Below are 26,038 nucleotides of genomic sequence, written 5' to 3' on the forward strand. Positions count from 1 at the left end.
GCGATGATCCCGGTGTGGACACGCCGGAGACCTGGATCACCCCGCTCACGCCGCTCTCGTTCCTGCGGCGGTCGGCCGCGGTCTACCCGGACAAGGTCGCGATCGTCCACGGGACGGCGCGCCACACCTACGCCGAGTTCGCCCGCGACGCCCAGCGCCTGGCCCGCGGGCTGCGCGCGAGCGGCGTCGGGCCCGGCGACCGCGTGGCGTGCCTGCTGCCGAACGTGCCGGAGATGCTCGTCGCGCACTTCGGGGTGCCGCTGGGCGGGGCGGTGCTCGTCGCGGTGAACACCCGCCTGTCCAGCGAGGAGGTGCGCTACATCCTCGACCACTCCGGCGCCACGGTCCTGGTGGTCGACTCGACCCTGCGCGCCGTCGTCGACCCCGTCGCGGACTCGCTGGAGACGGTCCGCGAGATCGTCACCCTGGTCGACCCGCAGGGCCCCGATGCGGGCGCCTCGGTCGAGGGCGCGACCTGGGACGACCTGCTGGCGCGCGGCGACCAGGGGGCGGACCTGCCCTGGGAGGTCGACGACGAGCGCTCGACCATCAGCATCAACTACACGAGCGGCACCACCGGGCGCCCCAAGGGCGTGCAGTACCACCACCGTGGCGCGTACCTGAACTCGCTGGGCGAGATCGTGCACTCGTACCACGACCCGTCGAGCGTCTACCTGTGGACGCTTCCGATGTTTCACTGCAACGGCTGGTGCACCCCCTGGGGGATCACCGCGATCGGCGGCACCCACGTCTGCCTGCGCGAGGTCCGCGGAGACGCGATCTGGGCGCTCATCGACGAGCACCGGGTCACCCACCTCAACGGCGCGCCCACCGTCGTCACCACGATCATGAACGCGGCGGAGGCCCGGACGCTGGACTACGCGCTGGTGGTCACCACCGCCGGCGCCCCGCCGAGCCCCACGACCATCCTCGAGATGGAGAAGATGGGCTTCCGGATCGTCCACGTCTACGGCCTCACCGAGACCTACGGGCCCTACACGGTGTGCCAGTGGCAGGAGGACTGGCGAGGCCTCGAGGAGCACGAGCGGGCGCGGCTGCAGGCCCGCCAGGGCGTCGGCATGCTCATCGCCGAGCCGGTGCGGGTGGTCGAGACCCTGGGCGAGGACGTCGCCGAGGACTCCTCGGCGTGGGCGTCGGTGCAGCTCGTCGACGTGCCGGCCGACGGGCAGACGATGGGCGAGATCGTCATGCAGGGCAACAACGTCATGTCGGGCTACTTCCGCGACGACGACGCGACGGCGAAGGCGTTCGCCGGCGGCTGGTACCACTCCGGCGACCTCGGGGTGATGCACCCCGACGGCTACGTCGAGCTGCGCGACCGCGCCAAGGACGTCGTCATCTCCGGCGGCGAGAACATCTCGACCGTCGAGGTCGAGCAGGCCGTGCTGAGCCACCCCGCCGTGCTCGAGGCGGCCGTCGTCGGTGTCCCCGACGAGCGGTGGGGCGAGCGCCCCAAGGCGTTCGTGGTCCTGCGGCAGGGCAAGAGCGCCGAGCCGGACGCGATCATCGAGCACGTCAAGGGCGCCATCGCCCGCTACAAGGCGCCGCGTGACGTCGAGATCGTCGAGGAGCTCCCGAAGACCTCCACCGGGAAGATCCAGAAGTTCGAGCTCCGCGCCAAGGAGTGGGGCGACGCCACGTCGCGCATCCGCGGCTGAGACCCGCCGCCTGCCGCCTGCCACGCATGGGAGGGGGCGGTGGCGGGAACCGCTGACGGACGACGGAGGATGTCCGTCGAGTGGCACCGAGGAGCGAGGGCGCGTGAGCGAGCAGTTCGTGGACCAGGCCGAGACCGTCGTCGACAACGACACGAGTGCCCTGGACGCCGAGCCGTCCGAGATCCTGGACGAGGACCGCCTGGACGCCGACCCGCTCGAGGACGGCATGGACGGCGCCGACGGCTACAGCCGCGACGTCCGGCTCGGCGGCACCCAGGAGTGGGAGACCGAGTCGCCCACCATCGACCGGCGCCTGCCCCAGGAGCAGCCCGAGGCCGGCGCCGACGAGGAGGTGCCCGAGCGCCCGCTCGCGGCGCAGCCGATCGACGAGCTGGACGAGTCCATCGACGACCCGGAGAACGCGGTCGACGGTGTCGGCGGCGGCGTGGTGCTCGACGCCACCGGCGCCGACGGGGCCACCGAGGGCGAGCTCCTGGCCGAGGACGCGACCGAGATCGAGCTCGGCGTCTCGTCCGCCGCGGACGCCGTGGAGGCCACCGGCCTGCCCGCGGACGACGCGATCGGCGAGGTCGCGGCCCTCGACAACGAGCCGGGCACCGCAGAGGAGCAGGCCATGCACGTGGAGCAGGAGAACTGAGCGCGCGGGGGGTCGCGCGCCCCGAGGTGCCGCGACGGGTGGTGCTGGCCGCGGGCGCCGTGGGGATCGCGGTGCTGCTCGTGCTCGTCGGGGCCCTCATGGGCGGCTGGCGACCCTTCACCGCCGCGCCCGACGTGCTGACGTTCGGACCCGGCGGCGACCTCGAGCAGTTCGTCCTCTTCGACGGGCAGTGCGCCCGCGGGGAGCTCGCGAGCGGCGGGGACTTCGGCGATGCGGCCGACGCCCAGTGCGGTACGCCCCACGACGTCGAGGTGGTGGCCTCGCGGGCCCCGATCGACGAGGGGCGCCCCGTGGCCTACCCGGGCGAGGCCGCGCTCGCGGACTTCGGGCGGGCGTACTGCGCGCTGTTCGCCGACTCGGAGCTGCTCGTGCCCACCTCCGGGGGCGTCGACCGCGACGACCTGCGGATGACCGCGGTGATCCCCTCCGAGGCCGCGTTCGACGCGCCGCGCACGGCGGGGGCGTCGTCCTCCGGAGCCCGCCAGGTCAGCTGTGTCATATCGCGTGCTGACGGTGAGCCACTGACCGATCGCTTCTCGGTGATCTGATCGGCCCAGTCGGTCAGGTCCGGGAGAGGTATTGCCCCGTGTGGGTGTGATGGCGACCATGGCGCCCATGAGCACCCCACCCGTGACGAGCCGCCGGACGCTCAAGCGTCGGGCCGTGGTCGCGAGCACGGTCGGCACGACCATCGAGTGGTACGACTTCTTCCTCTACAACACGGCGGCCGCTCTCGTCTTCGGGCCGCTGTTCTTCAACAACAACGCCGCCGGCGGCGTGCTGCTCGCCTTCTCCACGCAGTTCGTGGGGTTCGCGGCCCGCCCGATCGGCGCCGCGATCTTCGGCCACTACGGCGACCGCATCGGGCGCAAGTACAGCCTGGTGGCGACGTTGCTGCTCATGGGCGGCGCGACGGTGCTCATCGGCTTCCTGCCGACCTACGAGACGATCGGCATCGCAGCGCCGATCCTGCTCACGCTCCTGCGCGTGCTGCAGGGCATCGGGGTCGGCGGCGAGTGGGGCGGCTCGGTGCTCATGAGCATGGAGTGGGGCACCCGCAAGCAGCGCGGGCTGATGGCCGCGTGGCCCCAGGCGGGCGTGCCGATCGGGCTCGCGCTCGGGACGGCGGTCGTCTACTTCTTCTCCGGCCCGGAGTTCCTCGCGTGGGGCTGGCGCGTGCCGTTCATCGCCAGCATCGTGCTCATCGGGATCGGCCTCTGGGTGCGGCTGACCGTGCTCGAGTCGCCCGCGTTCGCGCAGATCAAGACGTCGGGCAAGGTCGCGAAGCTGCCGCTGGCCGAGACGCTGAAGACGCAGTGGCGCGACGTCCTCAAGGCGATGTTCGTGCGCACGGCCGAGCAGGCGCCGTTCTACATCTTCACGTCGTTCGTGCTGGCCTACGGCACGAAGGAGCTGGATCTCGAACGCAGCGACCTGCTGCTCTACCTCATCATCGCGGCGAGCATCGGCATCATCAGCGTGCCGTTCTTCGGCTGGCTCTCCGACGTCCTGGGGCGCCGACTCGTGTACGGCGTCGGCGTCGTGCTCACCGGGCTCTACGCATTCCCGTACTTCGCCCTGCTCAACACGAAGACCGGGAGTCTGATCCTGCTCGGGATCATCCTCGGGCTGGTCTTCCACGACATGATGTACGGCCCGCAGGCGGCGCTGATCTCGGAGAGCTTCGGCACCGGGATCCGCTACACCGGCGCCGGCCTGGGCTACCAGCTCGCCTCGATCACCGCGGGCGGCCCGGCGCCGCTCATCGCGACCGCGATCCTCGCGGGCACCGGGACCACGACGTGGATCTCGATCTACATCATCATCTGCGCGGTGATCTCGATGGCCGCGCTACTGATGATGCATCCGCGGCCGCCGGAGGCCGACGAGGCGGACTTCGCCTCCGAGGACCACGCGGGCGAGGAGGCCATCGCGGACGCCGCGCGCTCGGAGCGCACCCCGACCTGAGGTCCCCGCCCCGGGGATGATGGGACGGATGCCGATCCGCCCGCTGACTCCCGACGCCCTCACCGACGAGCTCGTCGCGGCGATCGAGAGCGCCGGACCCGGCCGGGTCCGGGTGCTCGTCGACGGTGCTCCGCCGGCCCGGACGGAGGTGCTCGCGGACGCCCTCGTCGACCCGTTGCGCGTGCGCTCGCGGCCCGTGGTGCGCGTGTCGGCCTGGGACTTCCTGCGCCCCGCCTCGGTGCGCCTCGAGCGCGGGCGCACCGATCCGGACTCGTTCTACGACGACTGGCTCGACGCAGGCGCGCTGGTCCGTGAGGTGCTCGCGCCGATGGGGCCCGGCGGGAGCGGCCAGGTCCTGCCCCGGCTCTGGGATGTCGACGTCGACCGGGCCGCCCGCGCGGAGCGGGTGGCGGTGCCGCCGTCGGGTGTCGTGGTGGTCGACGGGCCCCTGCTCCTCGGGCGTGGCCTGCCGGCGGAGCTGGCGGTCCACCTCGCGCTCTCGGCCACCGTGCTCGAGCGCCGCACCCCGGCCGACGAGGCCTGGACCCTGCCCGCCTACGCCCGCTACGACGACGAGGTCGACCCGGTCGCCGTCGCCGACCTCGTCGTCCGGGCCGACCACCCCGACCGCCCGGCCCTGCAGACGGCCTGAGTCGCGGGGGTGTGTCAGCGTGGGGGCCACGCTGACGTTCACCGTCAGAAGAGCCCCCACGATCACCCCGGCGCACGCTCCGCGTGCAAGCCCTGCGTCCTCGCTGACACTCAGCGCCAGGAAATCCGCGTCGATCACCCGGACTGCGTCGCCTCGCGGAACTTCGCCCAGACCTCGGGACGGAGCCGCCCGCGGTCGGGGACGTCGATCCCGGCGGCGCGGGCCCAGGCGCGGACCTCGGCGGTCGAGGCCTCGGGTGCCGTGGTCGCCGTCAGCTCCGTGGTGGCGCCCGGCAACCGGGCCTCGATGGCGTGCTCGTCGTGCGCCCACGCGAGGGCGGCGGCGAGGTAGCGGAAGGTCCACTCCTCGGCCAGCGGCCTCGTCTCGGCGAAGACGATCGGGACGTCCGGCCAGCGGACCTGCAGCTCGGCCAGCGAGTCGGCCACCTGGGCCGGGCGCACATGGCGTTGGGCGAACACCTGGGACCAGCGGTCCTCGACCACCACCGCCGCCCGGGGGAGCGCGGACAGCTCGCCCAGCGCGAAGCGCAGACGGCCGTTGGCGACGCTCGAGATCAGGTCGGGCAGCGACTTGCGCTCGACCGACGCCGCCAGCGACTCCCCGAGGACGACGCCGTAGTCGCCGGCCGGGAGGGCCCGCCGCACGGTGTGCGCCTGCTGGGACGCGAACCGGTAGGGGTAGCGCTCGTGGGCGTCGACGACGATCTCGATCTCGTCGGTCCCCGTCCCGTCGAGGCCGGCCGGCCGGGCGGTCGGCGTGCGGACCTGCGGACGGGCCTGCTTGCGGGTCCGGGGCGACTGCCAGAAGACCATGTCCCGCCCGCGCCCGCGGGTGTAGACGATCTGGGACCGGTTCTCCCGGGCACGGTCGAGCACGACGTCGATGGCCGCGCCGCGCCGGGCGCACGACCGCAGCGCGACACGCTCGACGATCTCGACGGCGTCGCCGGCGGGCCATTCCTCGGGATCGGCGGGGTGGCAGTACAGCGCCTTGGTCCGCGGCCAGGTGTCCGACGTGCGGAAGAGCAGACCGTCGCCCAGCGGTATCCAGACGAGGAAGCCCAGTGACGATCCCGGATCGGGATTGCGGGCGATGACGAGGTCCGCCACGGCCGCGACCCTAGCGCGGCCGGGGCGCCCGCCGACCCGACGTCAGGCGGCCTGCTGGCGCGCCCGCAGCGCGAACCCCGGGTAGCCCGCGGCCGCCTCGGCGTCGCACATCTCGCGGTAGCGCGCGAAGCCGCCGGCGTAGGGCAGGAAGACCCGGGGCTTGCCCGGCACGTTCGCGCCGAGGTACCAGGAGCTCGCGGCCTGCGGGAGCAGCGTCGCGTCGGCCGCCTCGCGCACGTGCTCCGCCCACTGGGCCTGCGCCTCGGGCGTCGGCTCGGCCTCGAGGTCGTGGGCGCGCAGGTGCGCGACGAGGTCGGCGATCCAGTCGACGTGCTGCTCGATCGAGGTCGGCATGTTGGTGAGCACCGACGGGCTGCCCGGGCCGGTGATCGTGAAGAGGTCCGGGAAGCCCGCGACGCCGAGCCCGAGGTAGGTGGTGGCGCCCTCGGCCCACGCGTCGGCGAGCGACTGGCCTCCCGTGCCCCGGATGCCGAGGCGCAGCAGCGGCCCGGAGAGGGCGTCGAATCCCGTGGCGAACACCAGGACGTCGAGGGGGTGCTCGGCGCCGGACTCAAGGCGCACGCCCCGCGGGGTGATCGTCGCGATCGGGTCGGCGCGGACGTCGACCAGGGACACGTCCGCCCGGTTGTAGGTCTCGAAGTAGCGCGTGTCGATCGGCGGGCGCTTGGTGGCGAACGGGTGGTCGCGCGGCGTCAGCGCCTCGGCGGTGGTGGCGTCGTCCACCGTCTCGTGGATCTTCGAACGCAGGAAGTCGGAGGTCTCCTCGTTGACGGCGGGGTCGGTCAGCACATCGCGCACGGCCGCCCGGAAGCGCAGGCCGCCCCGCTCCCAGGCCCGCTCGAGGAGGGCGCGCCGCTCGTCGTCGGGCAGGGCGAGGGTGTCGACGTCGCTGACGACGAAGGGGTGCCCGTTGGTGGACGCCTGCTGGAGCTCGCGGATGGCGGCGTAGTCGGCCTTGTAGCCCGCGGCCTCCTCCGGGGCGAGCGGGGCGTTGCGGGCGGGGATCGAGAAGTTCGCGGTGCGCTGGAAGACGGTGAGGTGCCCGGCCGACTCCGCGAGCACCGGGATGGCCTGGATGCCGGTGGACCCGGTGCCGACCACCCCGACCCGACGGCCGGCGACGTCCACGCCCTCGTGCGGCCACTGCCCCGTGTGGTGCCACTCGCCGGCGAAGGACTCCAGGCCCGGGATGTCGGGCACGTTCGCCGACGACAGGCACCCGACGGCGGTGACCAGCCACCGGCACGTCCAGCGCCCGCCGTCCTCGGTGTCGATCACCCAGCCGTCGCCGTCGTGGGCGGCCGAGACGACCGTCGTCGAGAACGAGATGTCGCGCCGCAGGTCGAAGCGATCGGCCACGTGCTCGAGGTAGGACAGGATCTCCGCCTGGCCCGGGTAGCGCTCGCTCCAGTCCCACTCCTGCTCGAGCTCGGAGGAGAAGGCGTAGCAGTAGTAGTAGCTCTCGGAGTCGCACCGGGCGCCCGGGTACCGGTTCCAGTACCAGGTGCCGCCGACGCCCTCGGCGGCCTCGAGCCCGTGGACCGAGAGGCCGCGCTCGCGCAGGCGGTGGATCGCGTAGAGCCCGGCGAAGCCGGCCCCGATGACGACGACGTCGGGATCGTTGGCCATGCTCACGAGTCTCGGTCGCCGTGTCGCGCAGGACAACCGTCAGCGCAGCGAGCAGCCCGGGTTCAGCGTGCCCTCCGGGTCCAGCGCGGCCCGCACGCGCCGCAGGACGTCCAGGGCGCCGGGGTCGCCGAGCTCGGCGAGGTGGTGGGCCTTGGCACGCCCCACCCCGTGCTCGCCCGACACCGCGCCACCCAGCGCGATCCCGGCGGCGAACACCCCGTGCAGCGTCGCGGCCAGCTGCTCCGGGTCGGGCTGGAACACTGCGAGGTGCACGTTTCCGTCCCCGGCGTGGCCGCAGCCCAGCACCCGCGAGCCGTGGGCGTCGCCGACGGCGCGGGCCCGCCCGAGGAACGCCGCCATCGCCGAGCGCGGCACGACGAGGTCGACGATCTCGTCGGCGCCCGCCGCCTTGACCGCCCAGAACGCCTTCTCCCGCGCCTCGACCAGCCGCCGCGCCGACCCCGCGGGCAGGTCGAACACCTCTGCGGCGCCGAGGGCGGACAGGGTGTCGGCGAGCTCCTCGGCGTCCTCGTCGACCCGTTCCGCGCGACGGCCGGCGAGCTCGACGAGCAGGTGGTCGGCGTCCACGAGGTCCTCGGGCAGGCCGAGGGTCAGGTCGGCGGCGGCGCAGACCGCGCGCATGGTCGGGCCGTCGAGGTACTCGCACACCGACGGCGCGAGCCCCGCGCCGACGATGCGCCCGACCGCGGCGGTGACGGCGTCGGCTCCACCCGCTGCGCCGGTGAACGGTGCCAGCACCGTGCGCCGGGCGGGCAGGTGCGGGTGCAGGCGCACGATCACCTCGGTGACCAGCGCGAGCGTGCCCTCGGACCCGATGAGCAGCTGGGTGAGGTCGTAGCCCGAAGAGATCTTCGCGAGCCGCCCGCCGGTGCGCACCACCGTCCCGTCGGCGAGCACCGCCTCGAGGCCCAGCACGTGCGCGCGGGTGACGCCGTAGCGCACCGCGCGCATGCCGCCGGCGTTGGTGGCGACGGTGCCGCCGAGCGACGCCGTCTGCTCACCGGGGTGTACGGGGTAGGTGAGCCCGTGCTCGCCCGCCGCGGCGTCGAGGTCCTCCAGCGAGACGCCCGGCTGCACCACGGCGACCGCGTCGACGGGGTCGATCTCGAGGATGCGGCCCATGCGGGCGAACGAGAGGAGCACCGCGCCGTCGTCGGGGGTCGCGGCACCCGAGAGGCCGGTGCCCGCCCCCCGGGCGGTGACGGACGCGCCGGCGGCCCGCGCGGCGCGCACCACGGCGACGACCTCGTCCCGGTCCGCGGGCCACACGACGTACGCGGGCTTGCCGGCCGGCACCCCGAGCGCCTCGTCGGCGCACAGGTCGGCCACCGACGGGTCGTCGCCCGCGATCACGTGCTCGGCGCCGACGGCGTCGGCGAGCGCCTGGAACATCCCCGTGTCCTAGCACGATCCGCTACGCTCCGAACCGGTTGCGAAATGCAATCAGAACGAGGAGGCGTCCCGTGGGCCGGTTGATGTACTCGATGATGACGACGCTCGACGGCTACGTCGCGGACGCTGACGGCGACTTCGGCTGGGGCATCGAGCAGGACATGGAGCTGCACCGCTACTTCGAGGAGCTCATGCGGCCCGTCCGCACCTTCCTCTACGGCCGCCGGATGTACGAGACGATGGTCTTCTGGGAGACCGCCCACGAGCTGCCCGACGAGCCGCCCGAGATGGCCGAGTTCGCCCGGACCTGGCAGGCGGCCGACAAGATCGTGTTCTCGAAGACGTTGGAGACCGTGTCCAGCGCCCGGACCGCGATCGCCCGCGAGCTCGACCCCGACGCGATCCGGGAGCTCAAGCAGGACGGCGACCTCACCGTCGACGGGCCCGGGCTCGCCGCCGCGGCGCTCGCGGCCGGGCTCGTCGACGAGATCGGGCCGATCGTCGTCCCCGTCGTGGTCGGCGGCGGCACGCGCTTCCTCCCCGAGGGCGTCCGCCTCGACCTCGAGCTCGTCGAGGAACGGCGCTTCGCGAGCGGGGCGGTCCACCTGCGCTACCGGACTCGTTAACGTCTCGGGCCATGGTGGTCCGCGACGCCCCGGTCGTCTCGCACGTCGAGCACTCCGAGCACGCCCGGCGGCCGCGGCGCGTCGAGGTGGTCGACGTGCTCGACGTGACCCCGCGGATGCGCCGCGTGCGCCTCGCCGGCGACCTGCACGACCTGCCGGTGACGGGCCCGACCGACCACGCCAAGCTTTTCTTCCCGCCCTCGCCGGGGGAGGAGCCGCCGGAGCCCCAGCTGACCGCGCGCGGCCTCGCCGCCCCGCCGGCGGGCACGTCCCGGCCCTACCGCGAGTACACGCTGCGCCGTCACGACCCCGCCGCGGGCACCGTCGACGTCGACCTCGTGCGCCACGGCGGCGGGCTCGCCGGGACGTGGGCCGAGGACCCGCGCGGGGCCCTGTGGCTCTACGGCCCCCGCTCGAGCGCGTCGGTCGCGGCGCGGGACTGGTACCTGCTCGGAGGCGACGAGACGGCCCTGCCCGCGCTCGCCCGCTGGCTCGACCAGCTGCCGCCGGTGCCGGTCACCGTCGCGGTCGACGTCGCCGACGCCGCCGAGGAGGCCTACCTCGCCGACGTCCCGTCGCACGTCACCGTGCACTGGCGCCACCGCGACGGCGCCCCGGCGGGCACCACCGGCCTGCTCGACCACGTCGTCGCGGGCTTCACGCCCCCGCCGGGCGAGGGCTTCGCGTGGATGGGGGCCGAGGCGGGCGAACTGCGCCCGGTCCGCCGGCGCCTGCGCGCGATCCTGCCGACCGCCGCGGTCGACCTCGACGGCTACTGGCGCCGCGGCGTGGCGGGCACGGGACTGGGCTGATCGGCCTACGTGAGTGGAATTCACGGCTATAGCCGGGAACTTCACTCACGTACACGACCGATCCAGAGCAGCCCCAGGATCGGGAGGAGGACCGGCACGAAGCCGTAGCCGACGCCGAAGTCCGACCAGACCGTCGGGTCGGGGAAGTCCTCGGGCCGCAGCAGGGACAGCGTGCCGATCCCGAGGACGCCGACGAGCTCGACCACGACCGCGACCAGCGCCACGCGCCGGGCCCCGCGGCCGAGGGCCACGGCCGCGACGAGGTAGACGGCCGCCGCGAACGCCGAGAGCAGGTACGCCTCCGGCGCGCGCTCGAACTGCACCGCGATCTGGTAGATCGCCCGGGCGCCCGCCGAGATCGCGAACACCACGTAGACGACGAGCAGCACCCGGCCGGGCCCGGCCGACAGGGACCGGGTCTCAGGCACCGGTCACCGTCCAGACCTGCCCGGTGCGCAGCGCCAGCACCGCGAGCGTCACGCCCGCGACCGCGAGCACCACCGACCCGTAGCGGGTGCGCTCACCGTGGGCCAGCGCCGCGCCGATGGGGAGCGCGACGAGCGTCGCGATCAGGTAGCCGACGATCTCGATGATCGCCCCGACGGTGCGCCCGGGCTGCACGAACAACCCGACCACGAGCACGAGCGCCAGCACGAGCGCCACGGCCTCGAGCGCCACGAGACCGAGGCGGTGCGCCTTGGTCGGGGCCTGGCCGACGGCCGCCGACACCGCGCACCACAGCGCCCACGCCAGCGCGAGGGCGAGCACCGCGAAGGTGAGGCCGACGATCACGCGCGGCAGCCTACGAGCCGGTCAGGACGCGGCCTGCGCCCCGGCCTCGCGCCGGGCGTAGGAGACCGCGGCCATCGCCGCGCGCGCCGAGCCGAGCACCGACGCCCAGTCCGCCTCCGCGTCGCCCGCGCGGGCGGCGAGCAGCTCGCGGGCGCACAGCGCGGCCTCGTGCGCGGCCCACAGGAGCGGGTCGCGGTCGGCCGGCGGGGCGCTGAGACCGGTGACCACCGCGGCGAGGTGCTCGTCCAGCTCTCCGAGCCCGGAGGCGGGGGCGCTCACCCCGTCACCCCGACCTCGGCGAGGAACGCCGCCATCGCGTCGACGCTGCGGAACCGCTCGATGTCGAAGTCGTCGAGCGGCAGCCGGCACCCGAAGGTGTCCTCGATCCCGACGATCAGCGTCACCAGCGCCAGCGAGTCGATCAGGCCGTCGGCGACGAGATCGGTGTCGGACGAGGGCACCTCGACGCCGAGACGGTCACGCACCAGGTCGATCAGCTGGTCGTGCACCGCTCCGGTGCTGGCGTCCGGCATGGTCAGCGTCCTCCTGTCGCGGCGCCGGCGGGGGTGAAGCGCTCCCGCAGCGCCGGGCGGTCGATCTTCCCGTTGACGTTGTGGGGCAGGTCGTCGAGCTCGGCCCACCGCGCGGGCACCATGTAGCGGGGCACGAGCTCGGCGACGGCGCTGCGCAGCTCGGTGGGCGGGAGCGCGTGGCCCTCGGCCACCGAGTAGGCGCAGCAGATCGTCGTGCCCTCGAAGCCGCCGGTGTCGACGCCGACCACGGCGCACTCCCGGATGCCGGCGACGGTGGCCAGCGCGGCCTCGATCTCCCCGAGCTCGATGCGGTACCCGCGGCTCTTGATCTGCGAGTCGGCGCGGCCGAGGAAGTGCACGACGCCGTCGGCGTCGGCGCGCGCCAGGTCGCCGGTGCGGTAGAGCCGCTGCCCCGCGACGGGGTCGGCGCGGAACGCGGCCGCGGTCTTCTCCGGGTCGCGCCAGTACCCGGGCGAGAGCCCGGCGCCGCCGATCCAGAGCTCGCCCGTCTCGCCGGCGGGCACCGGGGCCATCGCCTCGTCGAGGACGCGCAGCTCCTCGCCCTCGCACGCCCGCCCGATCGGCACCGGCAGGGTCTCGTCGGCGGGGACCTCGGGGACGTCGAAGAAGCTCGACGCGATCGTGGCCTCGGTGGGGCCGTAGAGGTTGGTGAACCGGACGTGGGGCAGCCGGCGCATCCAGTGCGCGAGCACCGGAGTCGGCAGCACCTCGCCGCACCACAGGAGCCGCTCGAGGGCCGGGAAGTCGTCCTGGGCGACCGCGTCGAAGCGCGCGAGGTAGGTCAGCACGCTCGGCACCGAGAACCACTGGGTGAGCGCGCGGTCGCGGATGAACGACGCCGTGCCGCGCGGGTCGATGCCCAGCGACGCCGGGACGAGGTGCAGCTCGGCGCCCGCGGCGAGCGTCGCGTAGATGTCGAACGTCGACAGGTCGAAGTGCAGCGGCGGGTGCCCGGAGATCCGGTCGCCGGGCTTCGCGCCGAAGTGGCGCAGCGCCCAGTCCACGAACGCGAGCACCGTGTCGTGAGTGATCATCACGCCCTTGGGCGCGCCGGTGGAGCCGGAGGTGAAGAGCAGGTGGGCGAGGTCGGCGGGCGCCGCGCCGGGCGCGTCGGCGGGCGCCGCGAGCAGGTCGGCGCGCGTGAACGCGGCCGGAGCGTCGTCGATCGCACCGACCACGGGCGGCGGACCGGGCAGCTCGGCGAGCACCCCGTCGAGCAGGGCGCGCGACCCGGCGTCGACCAGCACCACCTCGGGCTCCGCGGCCCCGACGATCCGCGCGACCCGCGAGGCCGGCCCGGCCGGGTCGACCGGCACGTAGGCGCCGCCGGCGCGCAGCGTCCCGATCAGCGCCGCGACCGTCCACGGCGCCTTCTCCGCGAGCACGCACACCCGCGCGCCCGGGGTCAGGCCGTGCGCGAGCAGCACGTGCGCGACCCGGTTCACCGCGGCGTCGAGCTCGGCGTAGGTCAGCGTCTCGTCGACGCCGACGAGCGCGGGCCGGTCGGCGTGCCGGTCGGCGGACGCCGCGAGCAGGTCCTGGAGGTGGCGGGTCATGCGCGGGCCGCCGCTCCGGCGCGGGCGAACACCTCGCCCGCGTGGCCGAGGTCCTCGGCCGCCGGCGGGATGTCGAGCACGAACACCTCGGTGCCCCGCTCGACGTAGCGCGCGACCTCGGCGGCGACGCGGTCGTGCGAGCCCACCAGGTACGGGCAGAACGACTGGTAGTTCTCGAACGGGCCGAGCCAGTAGGGCTCCGGCTCGGCGCCGAGGTCGGTCCGCGGCGTCGGGGCCGTGTCCCGCGCTGGGTCCCGGGCGGCGGCGAGCTGGTGGTGCCAGTGCGAGTCGGAGACCCGCATCGCCATGGCGTGGGCCACCTGGCCCGCGCGGTCGACGGGGAAGCGCTCGTGGGCCACGCGCCAGGCCTCGTCGGCGTCGTCGCGGGCGATGATGCCCATCCGGACGCCGCCGCCGGTGGGCGCGTCGGCGTCGGTGACGGAGTCCGCGCCGAGCGGCTCGGGGTACCGGATGGGCGTCGCGCCGATCGCCTCGGCCGCGGCCCGGCCGGCGGGGGACGAGCCGGAGATCAGCACCTCGGGCATGAGCTCGGGCGGCAGCGCCGGGGCCAGGCGCAGGTTGTGCACCTGGTGCCACCGCCCCTCGACCGTCACCGTCTCCCCGCGCAGCAGGGCCGTGAGGATCTGCGTGTACTCGACGGTCCGGGCGTAGCGGTCGTCGTGCTCGGTCTGGTCGCCGAGCGCGACGAGGTCGTTCTTGAACCCGCCCGCCAGCATGTTCAGGTGCACCGACCGGCCGTGCAGGTACGCCAGCGAGGACACCATCGACGCCGCGGTGTACGGGTGCATGTACACCGGCTGGACCGCGACGAGCGGGGCGAGCCGCTGCGTCGCCGCGATCGCCGTCTGCGACACCAGCCACGGGTCGGCGATGCCGTTGTCGGTGTAGACGAGCATCCCTGCGCAGCCGGCTTCCTCGCTCCAGCGCGCCGTGGCGGCCACCGCCTCGAGGTAGTCGGCCGCCGGCACGTCCTTGGACTGCGGGCACGTCGAGTAGACCGTGAGTCCGGTCGGGGTCATGCGGCTTCCCTCTCACGCCAGAGCAGGTGGTGGCCCATCCACCACTCACCGTCGAGCCGGGTCAGCAGCGTGTCGTCGGCGTCGAGCGCCGCGAGCACGCCGGTGTCGTCGGAGTCCACCAGCGCCCAGGCGCTCGAGCGGACCACGCAGCGGCGCCGGCGCACCGCGTCGGCGAGCGACGGCTCGAGCCGTCCCGCCACCGCCGCCGCACCGCGCGCGTCGGCCTCCGCGATGAGGTGGTCGAGCACCGGGCCCGGGTCGGGACCGGTGGCCGCGAGCTGCTGGACCTGGGCGATCCCGCCCGCGGGCACGAAGGCCACGTACCAGCCGAGCACACGGCCGTTGCGTCCGCGCACCAGGCGGCGCAGCACCTCGCCGCGGACCGGGACCACCGCGTCGAGCTCGCCGAACAGGCCGGTCAGGTACCGCTCGTCGTAGTCCGGGTGCAGCCGCCAGTGCCGCGGGGCCGAGGACGTCTGCTCGAGCAGGGCCTCGACGGTCAGGGTCTCGGCGGTGACGTCCGGGTCCGGCGCCGGGGCGGGGCGGGCGCCGATGCGCGGGATCCGCCGGGCGAGCGCGTCCAGCCCGCCGCCGACGCTGCGCAGCGGTCCGGGGACCGGGCGCCCACGGTCGCCGAGCAGCGACGCGACCGTCGACGTCGGGCGCAGCACGCGGTACCAGCCGAACGACGGCGCCGTGCGGACCCGGCCGCGCAGCGTGCGCCAGATCTGGCGCATGTAGTCGGTGGCGCCGTCGGTGATCGTGAGGTCCTGCGGGCCCTGCATGTACGTGCGGGTCAGCAGCGCCCCGATCCCGGGGTTCGACGACTCCGCGACGAGGTGACCGGAGCAGCCCACGCGCAGCGCCCGGCCGTCGAGCCGCACCCGGCGCGGGTACGAGCCGAGGAAGCCGATGATCGCGCCGTCGCCGCCCTCGGCGACCAGCGGCGGGATCTCCGGGTCGGCCCACACGGCGTCCAGGCACAGGCGCTCGAGGTAGCCGGCGAGCGGCGTCGGCGGCGTGGCCCCGCCCGACCGGGCGACGCGCTCGTAGAGCGAGGCGACGGCGGGCAGGTCCTCGCGCGTCAGGGGGCGGATCGAGCTCATGCGACCCCGGTGGCCGTGCCCTCGACGACGTACCCCTCGATGTAGAGGCGGTCGAGGGCGATGCCGGCGAAGGTGTCGAGCGCGGTGCCGGGATCCATGATCAGCGGCTGGCCCTTGACGTTGAACGACGTGTTGACGACGACACCGGCCCCGGTGCGGGCCTTGACCTCGCGCAGCAGCCGGGTGAAGCCGGGGGCGAGGTCGTCGCGCACCGTCTGGATCCGCGCCGAGTCGTCGGCGTGCACGATGCCCTCGACCACGGTGCGCGCCTCGGGGCGGACCTGCGCGGTGCAGAGCATGTAGCGGTCGGGCTCGAAACCGCGGGTGACGAAGAGGCGGTCGACGTCCTCGTCGAGCACCGCGGGGGCGAACGGGCGGAACGCCTCGCGGAACTTCACCGCCCCGTTGATCCGCTCCTTGATCCGGTCGCCGTCGGGCCGGGCGAGGATCGAGCGGTTCCCCAGCGCGCGGGGCCCGAACTCCATGCGCCCGGAGAACCAGGCGACGATCCGGTCGGCCGCGATGTCCGCGGCAGCGCTGGCGTAGTACTCCGCGGTCTCGCCGACGTGGGTCCACCGCAGGTCGGGGCGCGCCTCGAGGGCCGCGCGCACCTCGTCGGGGTCGTAGCGCGGGCCCAGGTAGGGGTCGAACGCGCCGGTGACCGGGGCGAGCCCGCCGCCCTCGCCGCGGGCGACGTGCCAGGCGGCGCCGAGCGCGGTGCCGTCGTCGCCGGAGGCGGGCTGCACGAACATCGCGTCCACGCCCGGCAGGTCGGCGATCGACTGGTTGGACTTGCAGTTGAGGAAGGTGCCGCCGGCGAGGCACAGGTTCCGCTCGCCGGTGCGCTCGAGCCAGACGGAGGTGAGCTCGACGAGCAGCGTCGTCAGCCGTTCCTGGAGGGCGGCGGCGAAGTCGGCCTCGTCGCGGTGGATGTCGCCGTCCGGCGTCCGCGGGGTGAACGACGCCTCGGCCAGGAACGCGCGGGCGTGCGGATAGCCCTGCTCGGCGTCGGCGAGGCCGTTCGTCGGCCAGTCGATGGTCACCGTGCCGCGGTCGGCGTCGACGCGCGCGAGCTTCTCGAACACGGGGCGGAAGCGCTCGGGGTCGCCGTACGGGGCGAGCCCCATGACCTTGTACTCGTCGTTGTTGAACTGGAAGCCGAGGAACCGGGTCGCGATCGAGTAGAGGATGCCCAGCGACGACGCGATCGGCGTGGTGTGCAGCCGCTCGAGCGTGCCGTCGACGGCCCGGAACACCGAGAGCGACTCGGTCTCGCCCATGCCGTCGCTGACGAGGCACAGCGCGCGGTCGAACCCGCTCGGCACCAGCGCGGACTCGGCGTGTGCCTCGTGGTGGCGCACGGGCCGGAAGCGCTCGGCCACGCGGGTCCAGCCCAGGCCGGTGAGCCCGTCGATCACGGTGGCGCTCGAGTACACCTCGTCGAACGGCGCGCCGGTGATCTCGAAGGCGCGGCGGTGGCGGTCGTAGTCGAAGCCGTGGGCGATCAGGTCGACGTCCTCCGGCGTGATCCCGGCCTCGCGCAGGCACCACGCGATCGCCTGCTCGGGGAGGCGCCCCGTGCCCTTCTCGCCGGTGAACCGCTCCTCGGACGCGGCGGCGACCAGACGCCCGTCGACGACGAGCGCCGCGGCGCTGTCGAGGCCCTGGACGATCCGCTCGTCGAGCGGCGAGAGGTCGGGGTGGGTGCGGCGCAGGTGCTCCTGCGCACGCGGGAGGCCGGAGAGACCCAGGACGATCACGGAGCTTCCCCTCGGTCTTGCGGACACGACGTTGTGAGCGTTTCCACTATCGCGTGGGGGTCGGACCCCCTGTGCCCGGGGGGTGGTCCGTGGAACGGTCACGGGTCGCGCTTCGTGACCGGACGGGACGGACCGGACGGACTCCGGGCGACGGATCACACGCTCGGACGAACGGTCTGCGCACGTCCTCCACCGTGCCCCGAGGCCGGTCGGACGGGAGTGAGGCCGGGCGTGGGGCGGGGCGTGAGGTCCGTGCCGGATGGGCACACTCCCGGCCATGGCTCCCCGCGACGATCTCGCCGCGTCCCTGCGCTCGATGGACGGCGCCAGCTACGGCCGCTACAAGTCGCTCTCGGGGCGATGGTCGGTCGCCGGCCTCGACCTCGAGGTGCTGCGCGTCCAGGCCGACCCGTTCGCGCCGCCGAGCCGGGTGCGGCTGACCGTCCACGACGCCGGCCTGCCGGCGGACCTGTGGTCGACCGCCGACCGTCGCCGCGCCCTCGCGTCGTTCCTGCTCCGTGGCCTGCGCCGCTCGCTGCGCGGCACGCCGGTGAACGTCGACGCGGGCGGCCCCGAGGTCCTCGAGCGCAGCGCCGGCACCGTGCACGAGGACGGGGTCGTGGTCCTCGAGGTCGGCGTCCCGTTCCCCGGGCCGAAGCGCCGGATCCTCGGGCGCGAGGCGGCCACGCTGCTGGGGGAGACGCTGCCGACCGCGGTGCGCGAGGCGGTCCACGCGGCTGACCACGCGGCGGCGCGGGCGTGCGTCGAGACCGTCGAGGACGCCGTGGCGCTGCGGGCGGCGCTCGCCGACCGCGGGCTCGTCGGGTTCGTCGCGGACGGGGCCGTGCTGCCGCGGCGCAGCGGCGTCGACGACCGGCCGCTCGACGGGGCGACGCCGTTCGGCGGGCCGTCCTCGTTGCGGGTGACGCTCACCGCACCGAACGCGGGGGAGGTGAGCGGCCTCGGGGTGCCCGAGGGCGTCACGCTGATCGTCGGCGGCGGGTACCACGGCAAGTCGACGCTGCTGCGCGCGCTGGAGGCCGGCGTCTACGACCACGTGCCCGGCGACGGCCGCGAGCAGGTGGTCACCCGGCCGGACGCGGTGAAGCTGCGCGCCGAGGACGGGCGCGCGGTGACCCACGACGACGTCTCCGCGTTCGTCGCGCACCTGCCGTCCGGTGAACCGACCGACGACTTCTCGACGACCAACGCCTCGGGCTCGACGAGCCAGGCCGCGTCGACCGTCGAGGCGGTGGAGGCGGGCGCCGACGTCCTGCTCATCGACGAGGACACCTCGGCGACCAACATGATGATCCGCGACGCCCGGATGCAGCAGCTGATCGCGACCGAGCCGCTGGTGCCGTTCGTCGAGCGCGTCCGCCCTCTGCACGCCGAGCACGGGGTGTCGACGGTGCTGGTGATGGGCGGGTCCGGCGACTACCTCGGCGTCGCCGACACGGTGATCATGATGGACGCGTACCGGGCGTCCGACGTCACCGCGCGGGCCCACGAGATCGCCGCGTCCGGGCCGTCGCGCACCGTGGAGCACACCGGCTTCCCGGCGGTGACGCCGCGCGTCGTCGACCCGGCCTCGCTGGACCCGACGGCGAAGGGCAAGCGGCGGGTGACCGCGCGGGGCCGCGACCGGCTGAGCTTCGGCGAGGACGACATCGACCTCTCGGCGGTGGAGCAGATCGCCGACCGCTCGCAGGTCGCCGGCATCGGGCGCGCCCTCGCCCTGCTCGGCGACGGTGTGCTCGACGGCACGATCACGCTCGCCGAGGGCCTGGACCTGCTCGACGCCGAGCTCGACCGCCGCGGCACCGAGGCGCTGCTCGACGGCCGGTCCGAGGACCTCGCCCGCCCCCGTCGCCACGAGGTCGCGGCCGCCCTCAACCGCCTCCGGTCCCTGCGCCTCCGTACGTGAGCGAAGTTCCCGGCTATAGCCGGGAACTTCGCTCACGGGTCAGGGGACGATCTGGACCCGGTCGTAGACGTTGAGGCCGTTGAAGAAGGCCTGGGCGTCGGGATCGGCCATGCGCACGCACCCGGCGGACTGGCGCGCAGGGTCGCCGCCGTGGAAGGCGCGCCCGTTGCCGTCGAAGAACACCGACCAGGGCATGCGCGCGTTGTTGTACTCCTTCGAGAGGTGCACCTCTTCCTTGCGCTGCACGGCGAACATGCCGACCGGGGTCTCGCTGCCCGGGGCGCCGTGGTTCATCCGCACGGGGCCGCGCAGGATCGTCCCCTTGCCGTCGGAGAGCCACGCCTCGTTCGTGGACAGGCGCGCGCAGGCCTTGACGTTGTCCTCGCACGGCATCGCCGCGACCGGCACCGCCATCGCGACCGCCCCGACACCGCCGATCCCGGCGAGCGCGGTCAGTCCGAGTCCCAGGGCCGCGGCGCGTCTGCCGACCCGACGCCCGACCCGACGGGCGCCCTCACGCGCCTCGGTCCGGACGTCCATCCACGTGTGCCGACCCACCCTGCTCCTCTCGACGGGGCACCGCTGCGCGGCGCCTCCCTCTCAACGGCACCGGGGTCGACACGGACGAGTGGTCTGTCCGGGTGGTCCCTCGCGGTGACCGTCCGGTCGCTCTCCGTGCCGATCTCGGCTGCCGGGCGGGGACTCTCTCATCCGCGACGCCCCCCGGCGGGACCCCCCGCCCCGCGTGTGGCGCTTGCCCGATGTGCCCCTGAGCAGGAAAGTGACGCCGTGGCCGCAACGGGATCCCGCGGGCGGGGGTCCGCCGGCTCGGGCGAGGAGCGCGACGGCGTCGCGCTCACGAACCTCGACCAGGAGCTGTTCACCGGAGCCGGGGTGACCAAGCGCGAGCTCGTCGACTACCTCGACGCGATGGCGCCGCGACTGCTGCCCGCGCTCGCCGGCCGGCCGCTGTCCGTGGTGCGGGCGCTGCGCGGCCAGAAGCCGTTCATGCAGAAGAACGTCCCCAAGTACGCGCCGGACTTCGTGCGCACGGTGTCGTTCTGGGCCGAGTCGTCGCACCGCGAGGTGGCCTACGCCCTGTGCGACGACCGTCCGACGCTGCTGTGGTTCGCCAACCAGCGGGCCATCGAGTACCACCCCACCCTCACCCGTGCGGACGCGATGGGCACGCCCGAGCACCTCGTCCTCGACCTCGACCCGCCCGAGGACGCCGGGTTCGAGGCGGTCGTGGCCGCCGCGCACCTCGTGCGGCGCGCGCTCGACGACGTGGGGCTCGCCGGCGTCGTGAAGACCACGGGGTCCAAGGGCGTGCATATCCTCGTGCCGCTGGCGCCCGGGCCGACCCACGAGGACGTCGCGGGCGCCACCCGCGCGCTCGCCGTGCGCACGGAGCGGCTCGACCCGACCGTCGCGACCACGGCGTTCATCCGCGCCGACCGCGACGGCAAGGTGTTCGTCGACCCCACCCGCGCCGGCGGCTCCACGATCGCCGCCGTCTACAGCCCGCGCGTGCGCCCGGGCCTGCCGGTGTCGTTCCCGGTGACCTGGGACGAGCTCGACACCGTGGTGCCCTCGGAGATCACCGTCCGCACGGCCCCCGACCGCCCCGATCCCTGGTCCGACGCGACGTCCCGCCCGGCGCCCCAGGCGCTGCCCGAGGAGCTCGTCGCCGAGGGGCGCACCATCCCCGTCGCCCGCGTCCAGGCCATGCACGAGGGCAAGCGCCGCAAGCGCGCCGCGGAGAAGAACCCCGAGACCCCCGGGTAGCGGTTACTGGCTGGTATCGCTCGCCAGGCGAGCGATACCAGCCAGTAACCGTCGGCGGGGGTCGGCGTCAGTCGAGAACGCCCGCGATCACCGTCGCGTCGCGGTCGTCGTCGTGGTGCACGACGACGTCGAAGCCGGCCGCGACGAGCGCCTCGCGGGCCACGCCCGCCTGGTGCTCGGCGCACTCGACGAGCAGGTGACCGCCCGGTCGCAGCCACGCCGGCGCCCCGAGCGCGAGCCGGCGCACCACGTCGATCCCGTCGCCGCCGCCGTCGAGGGCGGCGCGGGGCTCGTGGTCGCGGGCCTCGGGGGGCATGTCGGCGAGCGCGTCGGTGGGCACGTACGGGGTGCTCGCGACGATCACGTCGACCCGCCCGGCGAGCGACTCCGGGAGGGCGTCCAGGAGGTCACCGACGTGCACGCCGGCGGCCCCGGGCAGGTTCTCCCGCGCGCAGGCCACGGCGGCCGGGTCGACGTCGGTGGCGTGCAGCACGAGCGACGGGCGCGCCGCCCGCAGCGCCGCCCCGATCGCCCCGCTCCCGCAGCAGGCGTCGACCACGACCTCCCCGGGCACCGCCAGCGCCTGCGCCACCAGGAACTCGCTGCGCCGCCGGGCCACGAACACCCCGGGGGCGACGCGCACCCGCAGCCCCGCGAACTCCGCCCACCCGAGCACCTGCTCCAGCGGCTCGCCGGCGACCCGCCGCGCCACCAGCGCGTCGAGGTCGCCCGGGGCCGCCTGCAGCAGCGCGGCCTCCTCCTCCGCGAACACGCACCCGGCCGCCCGCAGGCGGTCGACCACGCTGCTCACAGACCCAGGATCCCGCGGGTCTCGGCGATGGTCGCCGGCCGGTGCCCGAGGTCGGCGAGCAGGGCGACGGCCTCGTCGACGAGCGCGGTGTTCGTCGGCGTCGACGACCCCGCGAAGTCCTCCAGCCCCACCCGCACGTGCCCGCCCCGGCGCACGGCGGTCTCCGCCAGCCCGCACGCGACGACGTCGCCGCCCAGCACCGCCACCGACCACGGCAGCCCCGACGGTTCGAGCATCTCGAGGTAGGCCTCGAGTGCGGTGGTGGTCGGCGGCAGCCCGAACTCCAGCGCACCGCCGAAGTACAGCTTCACGATCGCGCCGGGCGGCACGCGGCCGTGCCGGTGCAGCGTGAGCGCCACGCGCAGGAAGCTCGGGTCGAAGATCGAGATCGACGGCCCGGTCCCGTGCGCCGCGCAGCGGGCGAACATGTGCTCGGTGTCGGCAAGGCTGTTCTGGTACGGCCCCGGCGCGGCGGCCTCGGCGACGACGCCGTCGCTGGTCAGGCCCAGGTTCACCGACCCGGGGTCGACGAGCGAGAGCCCGCCCATCCCGCGGCGGGCGAGCTCCTCGTGGTGCGCCCAGCGCCGCTCGATGGGGATGCCCCGCGCCCCGGCGGCCATCGTCGCGTAGAGCAGCAGGTCGGGGTACTGCGCGAGCACCGGCGTCCACGCCTCGACGTAGGGGTCGACGGGGTGCACGCCGTCGGCGACGAACATCGCCTCGTGGTGGTCGTGCGCGATGCTCGCCCCGCGGGCCACGCACGCGAGCATCTCGTCGGCGACCTCGGCGGGGGTCAGCGGCACGTGCGGGTTCACCGAGCGGGGCGTCGCGCCGTTGACGGCGACCTCGAGGATCACGGGAGACGTCACGCCGCCGAAGGATCGTCGCCCCGCGGCGCCGCGTCGAGCATCATGGCCGCCCGTGGACTCCCTGACCGCCCACGAGCTGGGTCGCGTGCGCGCGCTCGCGACCTCCTCGCTGTGCGACGCCGACAAGACCCTCGCCCTGCCCGACCCCGCGATCCGGGCGATGGTGCCCGGCGTGCGGATGGCCGGGCCCGCGGTCACCGTCGTGGCCCCCGACGACCACCTGCCGGTGCTCCTCGCGGCGGGCGAGGCGGCGCCGGGCTCGGTGCTGGTCGTCGCCAACCCCGCGGCGCACGGGCGATCGCGGGCGAGCTCGTCGCCGCCGAGGCGCGCCGCCGCGGCCTGGCCGGGATCGTCATCGACGGCTGGTGCCGCGACGTCGCGGGCCTGCGGGCGCTCGGGCTGCCGGTGTTCGCCCGCGGGTCGACGCCGGCGTCGGGCACCGCGCGCGACCCGCGCGGGTTCGACGAGGGCGCCGTCGCCCTCGGCGGGGTCGCCGTGCGGCCGGGGGACGTCGTGCTGGGTGACGACGACGGGCTCGCCGTCGCCACCCCCGACCAGCTGCGCGTCGCCCTGGCCGGCGCCGAGGAGATCGAGCGCGCCGAGGCCGCGGTGCTCGCCGGGCTCGGGCAGGGGCGCTCGCTGGCCGAGCAGACCACGATCGCCGAGCACCGCGCCGCCCGCGCCGCCGGTCGCGAGTCGAGCCTCGGGTTCACCGTCTGATGGCCGTCCTCCTCGTCACCGGGGGCAGCCGCGGCATCGGCGCCGCGGTCGTCGCGCGGGCCGCGGCCGCCGGATGGACCGTGTGCCTGACCTACCGCGGGGACGCCGGGGCGGCGCAGGACGTGGTCACCGCGGCCCGCGAGCACGGCGTCGACGCGCGGGCCGTGCGTGCCGACGTCGCGGTCGAGGCCGACGTCGAGGCCGCCTTCGCCGCCGCGGACGAGATGGGCCCGCTCGCCGGCGTCGTGGTCAACGCCGGGGTGGTGGCCCCGAAGGCGCGGGTCGACGCGATGTCCGCCGAGCGCGTCACGGCGATGCTCGCGATCAACGTCGTCGGCGCGGTCGTCACCTGCCGCGAGGCCGTGCGCCGGCTCTCCACCGCGCACGGCGGCCCGGGCGGGTCGATCGTGCTCGTGTCCTCGGCCGCGGCCCGGCTGGGCTCGCCGGGGGAGTACGTCGACTACGCCGCCTCGAAGGCCGCCGTCGACACCCTGGGCACCGGGCTGGCCAAGGAGGTCGCGGGCGAGGGCGTGCGGGTCAACGTCGTGCGCCCCGGCATCATCGACACGGAGATCCACGCGTCCGGCGGGCAGCCCGACCGCGTCGACCGCCTCGGGCCCTCGGCGCCCGTGGGGCGCGCCGGCACGGCCGACGAGGTCGCCGCCGCCGTGACGTGGCTGCTCTCCGACGAGGCGTCCTACTGCACGGGCAGCGTCCTCGACGTCGCGGGCGGCCGGTAGGAACCGGACATGATCGGGGCGGTGGCGCGCGCCGCCGGGGCCGCGGAGCAGAATCGCGGCCGTGACGAGGAACGAGGCGTCACTCGACGTGCCGGGCCCGCGGCCCGCGCGTGGGGCCTGGCGCAGCTACGTGGCACTCGGGGACAGCTTCACCGAGGGCGTCGGCGACCCCGATCCCGTGACGGGGATCGAGCGCGGCTGGGCCGACCGCGTGGCCACCGCCCTGGCCCGCGGGCGCCCCGGCGTCGAGTACGCCAACCTCGCGATCCGGGGGCTCCTGCTCGACCGGGTCGTCGCCACCCAGGTCCCGGAGGCCGTGCGCCTGGCTCCCGAGCTCGTGAGCATCTGCGCGGCCGGCAACGACCTGCTGCGCCCGACGGCCGACCCGGACGCCCTGGCCGAGCGGCTCGAGGGCGCGGTCGCGACGCTGCGCGCGACGGGTGCCGACGTGCTGGTGTTCACGGGCTTCAACACCCGCGAGAGCCCGCTGCTCAACCTCATCGCCCGGCGCCTGGCCGCGATGAACCAGCACATCCGCGACATCGCCGCACGGCAGGACGCCTACCTCGTCGACCTGTGGGCGATGGCGCCGCTCGCCGACGCCCGGGCCCGCACCGACGACCGGCTGCACCTCAACGCGGCCGGGCACGCGAAGGTCGCCGCCCGCGTCTGCGAGGTCCTCGGGCTCCCGCCCGAGCAGGACTGGCGCGAGCCCTGGCCGCCCGAGGCGCCCACGACGTGGACCGCACGCCGCAGCGAGGACGCCCGCTGGGCCCGCGAGCACCTGTGGCCGTGGGTGCAGCGGCGCGCGCAGGGTCGCAGCACGGGCGACCGCCGCGCGCCGAAGCGCCCGCAGCTCGCGCCCCTGCCGTGACGATCCCGAACGTGGAGATCGTGACCGACGACCTCACCGGCCCCGAGGTCGCCGCCCTGCTCGACGAGCACCTCGAGGAGATGCGGGCGGTGTCGCCGCCGGAGAGCACGCACGCCCTCGACCTCGAGGGCCTGCGCGCAGCGGACGTCACGTTCTGGACGGTCTGGGACGACGGCGCGCTGCTGGGCTGTGGGGCCCTCCGCGAGCTCGACCCGTCCCACGGCGAGATCAAGTCGATGCGCACGGCGTCGGCGCACCGGGGTCGCGGGACCGCGACGCGGCTCGTCGAGCACGTCGTCGCCGAGGCCCGCCGCCGCGGGTACCGGCGGCTGAGCCTGGAGACCGGCGCGGAGGAGTACTTCGCCCCGGCCCGCCGGCTCTACGCGCGCCACGGGTTCGTGCCGTGCGCCCCGTTCGCCGACTACCCCGAGGACCACCACAGCGTGCACCTCACGCTGGTCCTCACGTAGTCCGCGTCGCCTCCGCCACGATCCCGGCGATCTCGGTGTCGACGTAGCGCCGGGTCAGCGGGCCCATCAGCGTCGCGACGACCCCGAGCGGCCCGGTCTGGCGGATCCCGAGCGTCACGCGGCTCCGGCCCGGGCCGATCGGCTCGACCGCGTGCCGGGCCACGCTCTGCAGGCCCGGGGCGGGCGAGGCCCACGTGTAGGAGCGGCCGGACTCGAGCTCGGTGACCTCCCACGTCGCGGTGGGCAGCCGGGGCTGCTCGACCCGGACGCGGGCGCCGACCCGCAGCTCCCCGCCGTCGAGCACGCGGACGCGCGTCATCGTCGACGTCCACGCGGGCATGCGCTCCACGTCGGCGATCACCGCCCACACCGTCCCGGAGTCGGCGTCCACATCCCGGCTGACCGTGTACTCCACGGCTCCC

At 74.9% G+C, this 26,038-nt stretch carries 28 protein-coding genes; 13 read left to right on the forward strand and 15 right to left on the reverse strand.

Features of this window, described 5'->3' with window-relative positions:
- The first annotated feature begins 14 nt into the window (after positions 1-14).
- From ACQPYN_RS09095 to ACQPYN_RS09115, 5 genes are all read left to right on the forward strand, one after another.
- The gene (locus ACQPYN_RS09095) at positions 15-1,679 is read left to right on the forward strand and encodes an acyl--CoA ligase family protein (protein WP_433036081.1); all 1,665 of its coding nucleotides are present in this window, start codon (positions 15-17) and stop codon (positions 1,677-1,679) included.
- Positions 1,680-1,782: 103 nt separating this feature from the next.
- Positions 1,783-2,337, forward strand: a complete 555-nt coding sequence (locus ACQPYN_RS09100; RefSeq protein WP_433036083.1) for a hypothetical protein — start codon at positions 1,783-1,785, stop codon at positions 2,335-2,337.
- Between the two features lie 38 nt (positions 2,338-2,375).
- Entirely contained in the window at positions 2,376-2,906 is a 531-nt protein-coding gene (locus tag ACQPYN_RS09105; protein WP_433036085.1) for a hypothetical protein, read from the forward strand.
- A gap of 67 nt (positions 2,907-2,973) precedes the next feature.
- A complete protein-coding gene (locus ACQPYN_RS09110; RefSeq protein ID WP_433036087.1) occupies positions 2,974-4,326 on the forward strand; it encodes an MFS transporter in 1,353 nt (450 codons plus the stop codon).
- A gap of 28 nt (positions 4,327-4,354) precedes the next feature.
- On the forward strand, positions 4,355-4,978 hold the full coding sequence (locus tag ACQPYN_RS09115) for a uridine kinase (protein WP_433036089.1): 624 nt from the start codon (positions 4,355-4,357) through the stop codon (positions 4,976-4,978).
- Between the two features lie 134 nt (positions 4,979-5,112).
- Here the strand turns inward: ACQPYN_RS09115 and ACQPYN_RS09120 are convergent, their stop codons facing one another.
- Genes ACQPYN_RS09120 through ACQPYN_RS09130 form a run of 3 tightly spaced genes read right to left on the reverse strand, consistent with a single transcriptional unit; the run spans position 5,113 to position 9,171 of the window.
- On the reverse strand, positions 5,113-6,108 hold the full coding sequence (locus ACQPYN_RS09120; protein ID WP_433036091.1) for an ERCC4 domain-containing protein: 996 nt from the start codon (positions 6,106-6,108) through the stop codon (positions 5,113-5,115).
- A gap of 42 nt (positions 6,109-6,150) precedes the next feature.
- Entirely contained in the window at positions 6,151-7,758 is a 1,608-nt protein-coding gene (locus ACQPYN_RS09125) for a flavin-containing monooxygenase (RefSeq protein WP_433036093.1), read from the reverse strand.
- 39 nt (positions 7,759-7,797) lie between these two features.
- Positions 7,798-9,171, reverse strand: a complete 1,374-nt coding sequence (locus ACQPYN_RS09130; RefSeq protein ID WP_433036095.1) for an FAD-binding oxidoreductase — start codon at positions 9,169-9,171, stop codon at positions 7,798-7,800.
- Between the two features lie 71 nt (positions 9,172-9,242).
- Between ACQPYN_RS09130 and ACQPYN_RS09135 the strand changes: the two genes are divergently transcribed.
- Complete coding sequence (locus ACQPYN_RS09135; RefSeq protein ID WP_433036097.1) at positions 9,243-9,797, forward strand: dihydrofolate reductase family protein; 555 nt, start codon at positions 9,243-9,245, stop codon at positions 9,795-9,797.
- An 11-nt stretch (positions 9,798-9,808) separates the two neighbouring features.
- Complete coding sequence (locus ACQPYN_RS09140; protein ID WP_433036099.1) at positions 9,809-10,609, forward strand: siderophore-interacting protein; 801 nt, start codon at positions 9,809-9,811, stop codon at positions 10,607-10,609.
- Positions 10,610-10,650: 41 nt separating this feature from the next.
- On the opposite strand, the gene ACQPYN_RS09145 is transcribed toward ACQPYN_RS09140, so the two are convergent.
- Genes ACQPYN_RS09145 through ACQPYN_RS09180 form a run of 8 tightly spaced genes read right to left on the reverse strand, consistent with a single transcriptional unit; the run spans position 10,651 to position 17,417 of the window.
- Entirely contained in the window at positions 10,651-11,037 is a 387-nt protein-coding gene (locus ACQPYN_RS09145) for a hypothetical protein (RefSeq protein ID WP_433036101.1), read from the reverse strand.
- Entirely contained in the window at positions 11,030-11,401 is a 372-nt protein-coding gene (locus tag ACQPYN_RS09150) for a hypothetical protein (protein WP_433036103.1), read from the reverse strand. Before ACQPYN_RS09150 ends, ACQPYN_RS09145 begins: the two co-directional genes overlap by 8 nt.
- Positions 11,402-11,422: 21 nt before the next feature.
- On the reverse strand, positions 11,423-11,680 hold the full coding sequence (locus tag ACQPYN_RS09155) for a hypothetical protein (protein WP_433036105.1): 258 nt from the start codon (positions 11,678-11,680) through the stop codon (positions 11,423-11,425).
- Positions 11,677-11,934 carry an acyl carrier protein gene (locus ACQPYN_RS09160; protein ID WP_328309793.1) on the reverse strand — a complete coding sequence of 86 codons (258 nt, stop codon included), beginning with the start codon at positions 11,932-11,934 and terminating at the stop codon, positions 11,677-11,679. The genes ACQPYN_RS09155 and ACQPYN_RS09160 overlap by 4 nt, the downstream gene beginning before the upstream one ends.
- A gap of 2 nt (positions 11,935-11,936) precedes the next feature.
- The gene (locus ACQPYN_RS09165) at positions 11,937-13,511 is read right to left on the reverse strand and encodes an amino acid adenylation domain-containing protein (protein ID WP_433036107.1); all 1,575 of its coding nucleotides are present in this window, start codon (positions 13,509-13,511) and stop codon (positions 11,937-11,939) included.
- A complete protein-coding gene (locus ACQPYN_RS09170) occupies positions 13,508-14,551 on the reverse strand; it encodes an LLM class flavin-dependent oxidoreductase (RefSeq protein WP_433036109.1) in 1,044 nt (347 codons plus the stop codon). Before ACQPYN_RS09170 ends, ACQPYN_RS09165 begins: the two co-directional genes overlap by 4 nt.
- Complete coding sequence (locus ACQPYN_RS09175) at positions 14,548-15,657, reverse strand: N-acetyltransferase family protein (RefSeq protein ID WP_433036111.1); 1,110 nt, start codon at positions 15,655-15,657, stop codon at positions 14,548-14,550. The genes ACQPYN_RS09170 and ACQPYN_RS09175 overlap by 4 nt, the downstream gene beginning before the upstream one ends.
- Positions 15,654-17,417: a carbamoyltransferase family protein gene (locus tag ACQPYN_RS09180; RefSeq protein ID WP_433036113.1), complete on the reverse strand. Its 1,764-nt coding sequence runs from the start codon at positions 17,415-17,417 to the stop codon at positions 15,654-15,656. Before ACQPYN_RS09180 ends, ACQPYN_RS09175 begins: the two co-directional genes overlap by 4 nt.
- A gap of 277 nt (positions 17,418-17,694) precedes the next feature.
- Here ACQPYN_RS09180 and ACQPYN_RS09185 point away from each other — a divergent pair, with 277 nt between their 5' ends.
- Positions 17,695-19,344 carry a P-loop domain-containing protein gene (locus ACQPYN_RS09185; protein WP_433036115.1) on the forward strand — a complete coding sequence of 550 codons (1,650 nt, stop codon included), beginning with the start codon at positions 17,695-17,697 and terminating at the stop codon, positions 19,342-19,344.
- 39 nt (positions 19,345-19,383) lie between these two features.
- Here ACQPYN_RS09185 and ACQPYN_RS09190 read toward each other — a convergent pair whose 3' ends face one another.
- Entirely contained in the window at positions 19,384-19,902 is a 519-nt protein-coding gene (locus ACQPYN_RS09190) for a L,D-transpeptidase (RefSeq protein ID WP_433036117.1), read from the reverse strand.
- A gap of 231 nt (positions 19,903-20,133) precedes the next feature.
- On the opposite strand from ACQPYN_RS09190, the gene ligD reads away from it, so the two are divergent.
- On the forward strand, positions 20,134-21,132 hold the full coding sequence (ligD, locus tag ACQPYN_RS09195; RefSeq protein WP_433036119.1) for a non-homologous end-joining DNA ligase: 999 nt from the start codon (positions 20,134-20,136) through the stop codon (positions 21,130-21,132).
- Between the two features lie 67 nt (positions 21,133-21,199).
- Here the strand turns inward: ligD and ACQPYN_RS09200 are convergent, their stop codons facing one another.
- Both ACQPYN_RS09200 and ACQPYN_RS09205 read right to left on the reverse strand, forming a co-directional pair.
- Complete coding sequence (locus ACQPYN_RS09200) at positions 21,200-21,943, reverse strand: putative protein N(5)-glutamine methyltransferase (RefSeq protein ID WP_433036121.1); 744 nt, start codon at positions 21,941-21,943, stop codon at positions 21,200-21,202.
- Positions 21,940-22,812 (reverse strand): 3-keto-5-aminohexanoate cleavage protein, encoded by an 873-nt coding sequence (locus ACQPYN_RS09205; protein WP_433036123.1) that lies wholly within the window; start codon positions 22,810-22,812, stop codon positions 21,940-21,942. The genes ACQPYN_RS09200 and ACQPYN_RS09205 overlap by 4 nt, the downstream gene beginning before the upstream one ends.
- A 42-nt stretch (positions 22,813-22,854) precedes the next feature.
- On the opposite strand from ACQPYN_RS09205, the gene ACQPYN_RS09210 reads away from it, so the two are divergent.
- The 4 genes from ACQPYN_RS09210 to ACQPYN_RS09225 all read left to right on the forward strand — a co-directional run bounded on the left by ACQPYN_RS09210 (position 22,855) and on the right by ACQPYN_RS09225 (position 25,616).
- Positions 22,855-23,532, forward strand: a complete 678-nt coding sequence (locus tag ACQPYN_RS09210; protein WP_433036125.1) for an RraA family protein — start codon at positions 22,855-22,857, stop codon at positions 23,530-23,532.
- Entirely contained in the window at positions 23,532-24,272 is a 741-nt protein-coding gene (locus ACQPYN_RS09215; RefSeq protein WP_433036127.1) for an SDR family oxidoreductase, read from the forward strand. The genes ACQPYN_RS09210 and ACQPYN_RS09215 overlap by 1 nt, the downstream gene beginning before the upstream one ends.
- 61 nt (positions 24,273-24,333) lie before the next feature.
- A complete protein-coding gene (locus tag ACQPYN_RS09220) occupies positions 24,334-25,146 on the forward strand; it encodes an SGNH/GDSL hydrolase family protein (protein ID WP_433036129.1) in 813 nt (270 codons plus the stop codon).
- Between the two features lie 11 nt (positions 25,147-25,157).
- Entirely contained in the window at positions 25,158-25,616 is a 459-nt protein-coding gene (locus ACQPYN_RS09225) for a GNAT family N-acetyltransferase (protein WP_433036131.1), read from the forward strand.
- On the opposite strand, the gene ACQPYN_RS09230 is transcribed toward ACQPYN_RS09225, so the two are convergent.
- A complete protein-coding gene (locus ACQPYN_RS09230) occupies positions 25,609-26,031 on the reverse strand; it encodes an SRPBCC family protein (RefSeq protein ID WP_433036133.1) in 423 nt (140 codons plus the stop codon). The two genes, ACQPYN_RS09225 and ACQPYN_RS09230, sit on opposite strands and share 8 nt — an antisense overlap.
- Between the last annotated feature and the right edge of the window lie 7 nt (positions 26,032-26,038).

Source organism: Actinomycetospora sp. CA-053990 (assembly GCF_050948445.1).
GTDB lineage: Bacteria > Actinomycetota > Actinomycetes > Mycobacteriales > Pseudonocardiaceae > Actinomycetospora > Actinomycetospora callitridis.

Excerpts from the sequence above, each read along its gene's own strand:
- ACQPYN_RS09210 (WP_433036125.1), top strand. The coding sequence starts at position 22,855 with ATGGCCGCCCGTGGACTCCCTGACCGCCCACGAGCTGGGTCGCGTGCG.
- ACQPYN_RS09185 (WP_433036115.1), top strand. The coding sequence starts at position 17,695 with ATGGCTCCCCGCGACGATCTCGCCGCGTCCCTGCGCTCGATGGACGGC.
- ACQPYN_RS09140 (WP_433036099.1), top strand. The coding sequence starts at position 9,809 with ATGGTGGTCCGCGACGCCCCGGTCGTCTCGCACGTCGAGCACTCCGAG.
- ACQPYN_RS09130 (WP_433036095.1), bottom strand. The coding sequence starts at position 9,171 with ATGTTCCAGGCGCTCGCCGACGCCGTCGGCGCCGAGCACGTGATCGCG.
- ACQPYN_RS09170 (WP_433036109.1), bottom strand. The coding sequence starts at position 14,551 with ATGACCCCGACCGGACTCACGGTCTACTCGACGTGCCCGCAGTCCAAG.
- ACQPYN_RS09110 (WP_433036087.1), top strand. The coding sequence starts at position 2,974 with ATGAGCACCCCACCCGTGACGAGCCGCCGGACGCTCAAGCGTCGGGCC.
- ACQPYN_RS09115 (WP_433036089.1), top strand. The coding sequence starts at position 4,355 with ATGCCGATCCGCCCGCTGACTCCCGACGCCCTCACCGACGAGCTCGTC.
- ACQPYN_RS09175 (WP_433036111.1), bottom strand. The coding sequence starts at position 15,657 with ATGAGCTCGATCCGCCCCCTGACGCGCGAGGACCTGCCCGCCGTCGCC.
- ACQPYN_RS09160 (WP_328309793.1), bottom strand. The coding sequence starts at position 11,934 with ATGCCGGACGCCAGCACCGGAGCGGTGCACGACCAGCTGATCGACCTG.
- ACQPYN_RS09125 (WP_433036093.1), bottom strand. The coding sequence starts at position 7,758 with ATGGCCAACGATCCCGACGTCGTCGTCATCGGGGCCGGCTTCGCCGGG.
- ACQPYN_RS09215 (WP_433036127.1), top strand. The coding sequence starts at position 23,532 with ATGGCCGTCCTCCTCGTCACCGGGGGCAGCCGCGGCATCGGCGCCGCG.
- ACQPYN_RS09165 (WP_433036107.1), bottom strand. The coding sequence starts at position 13,511 with ATGACCCGCCACCTCCAGGACCTGCTCGCGGCGTCCGCCGACCGGCAC.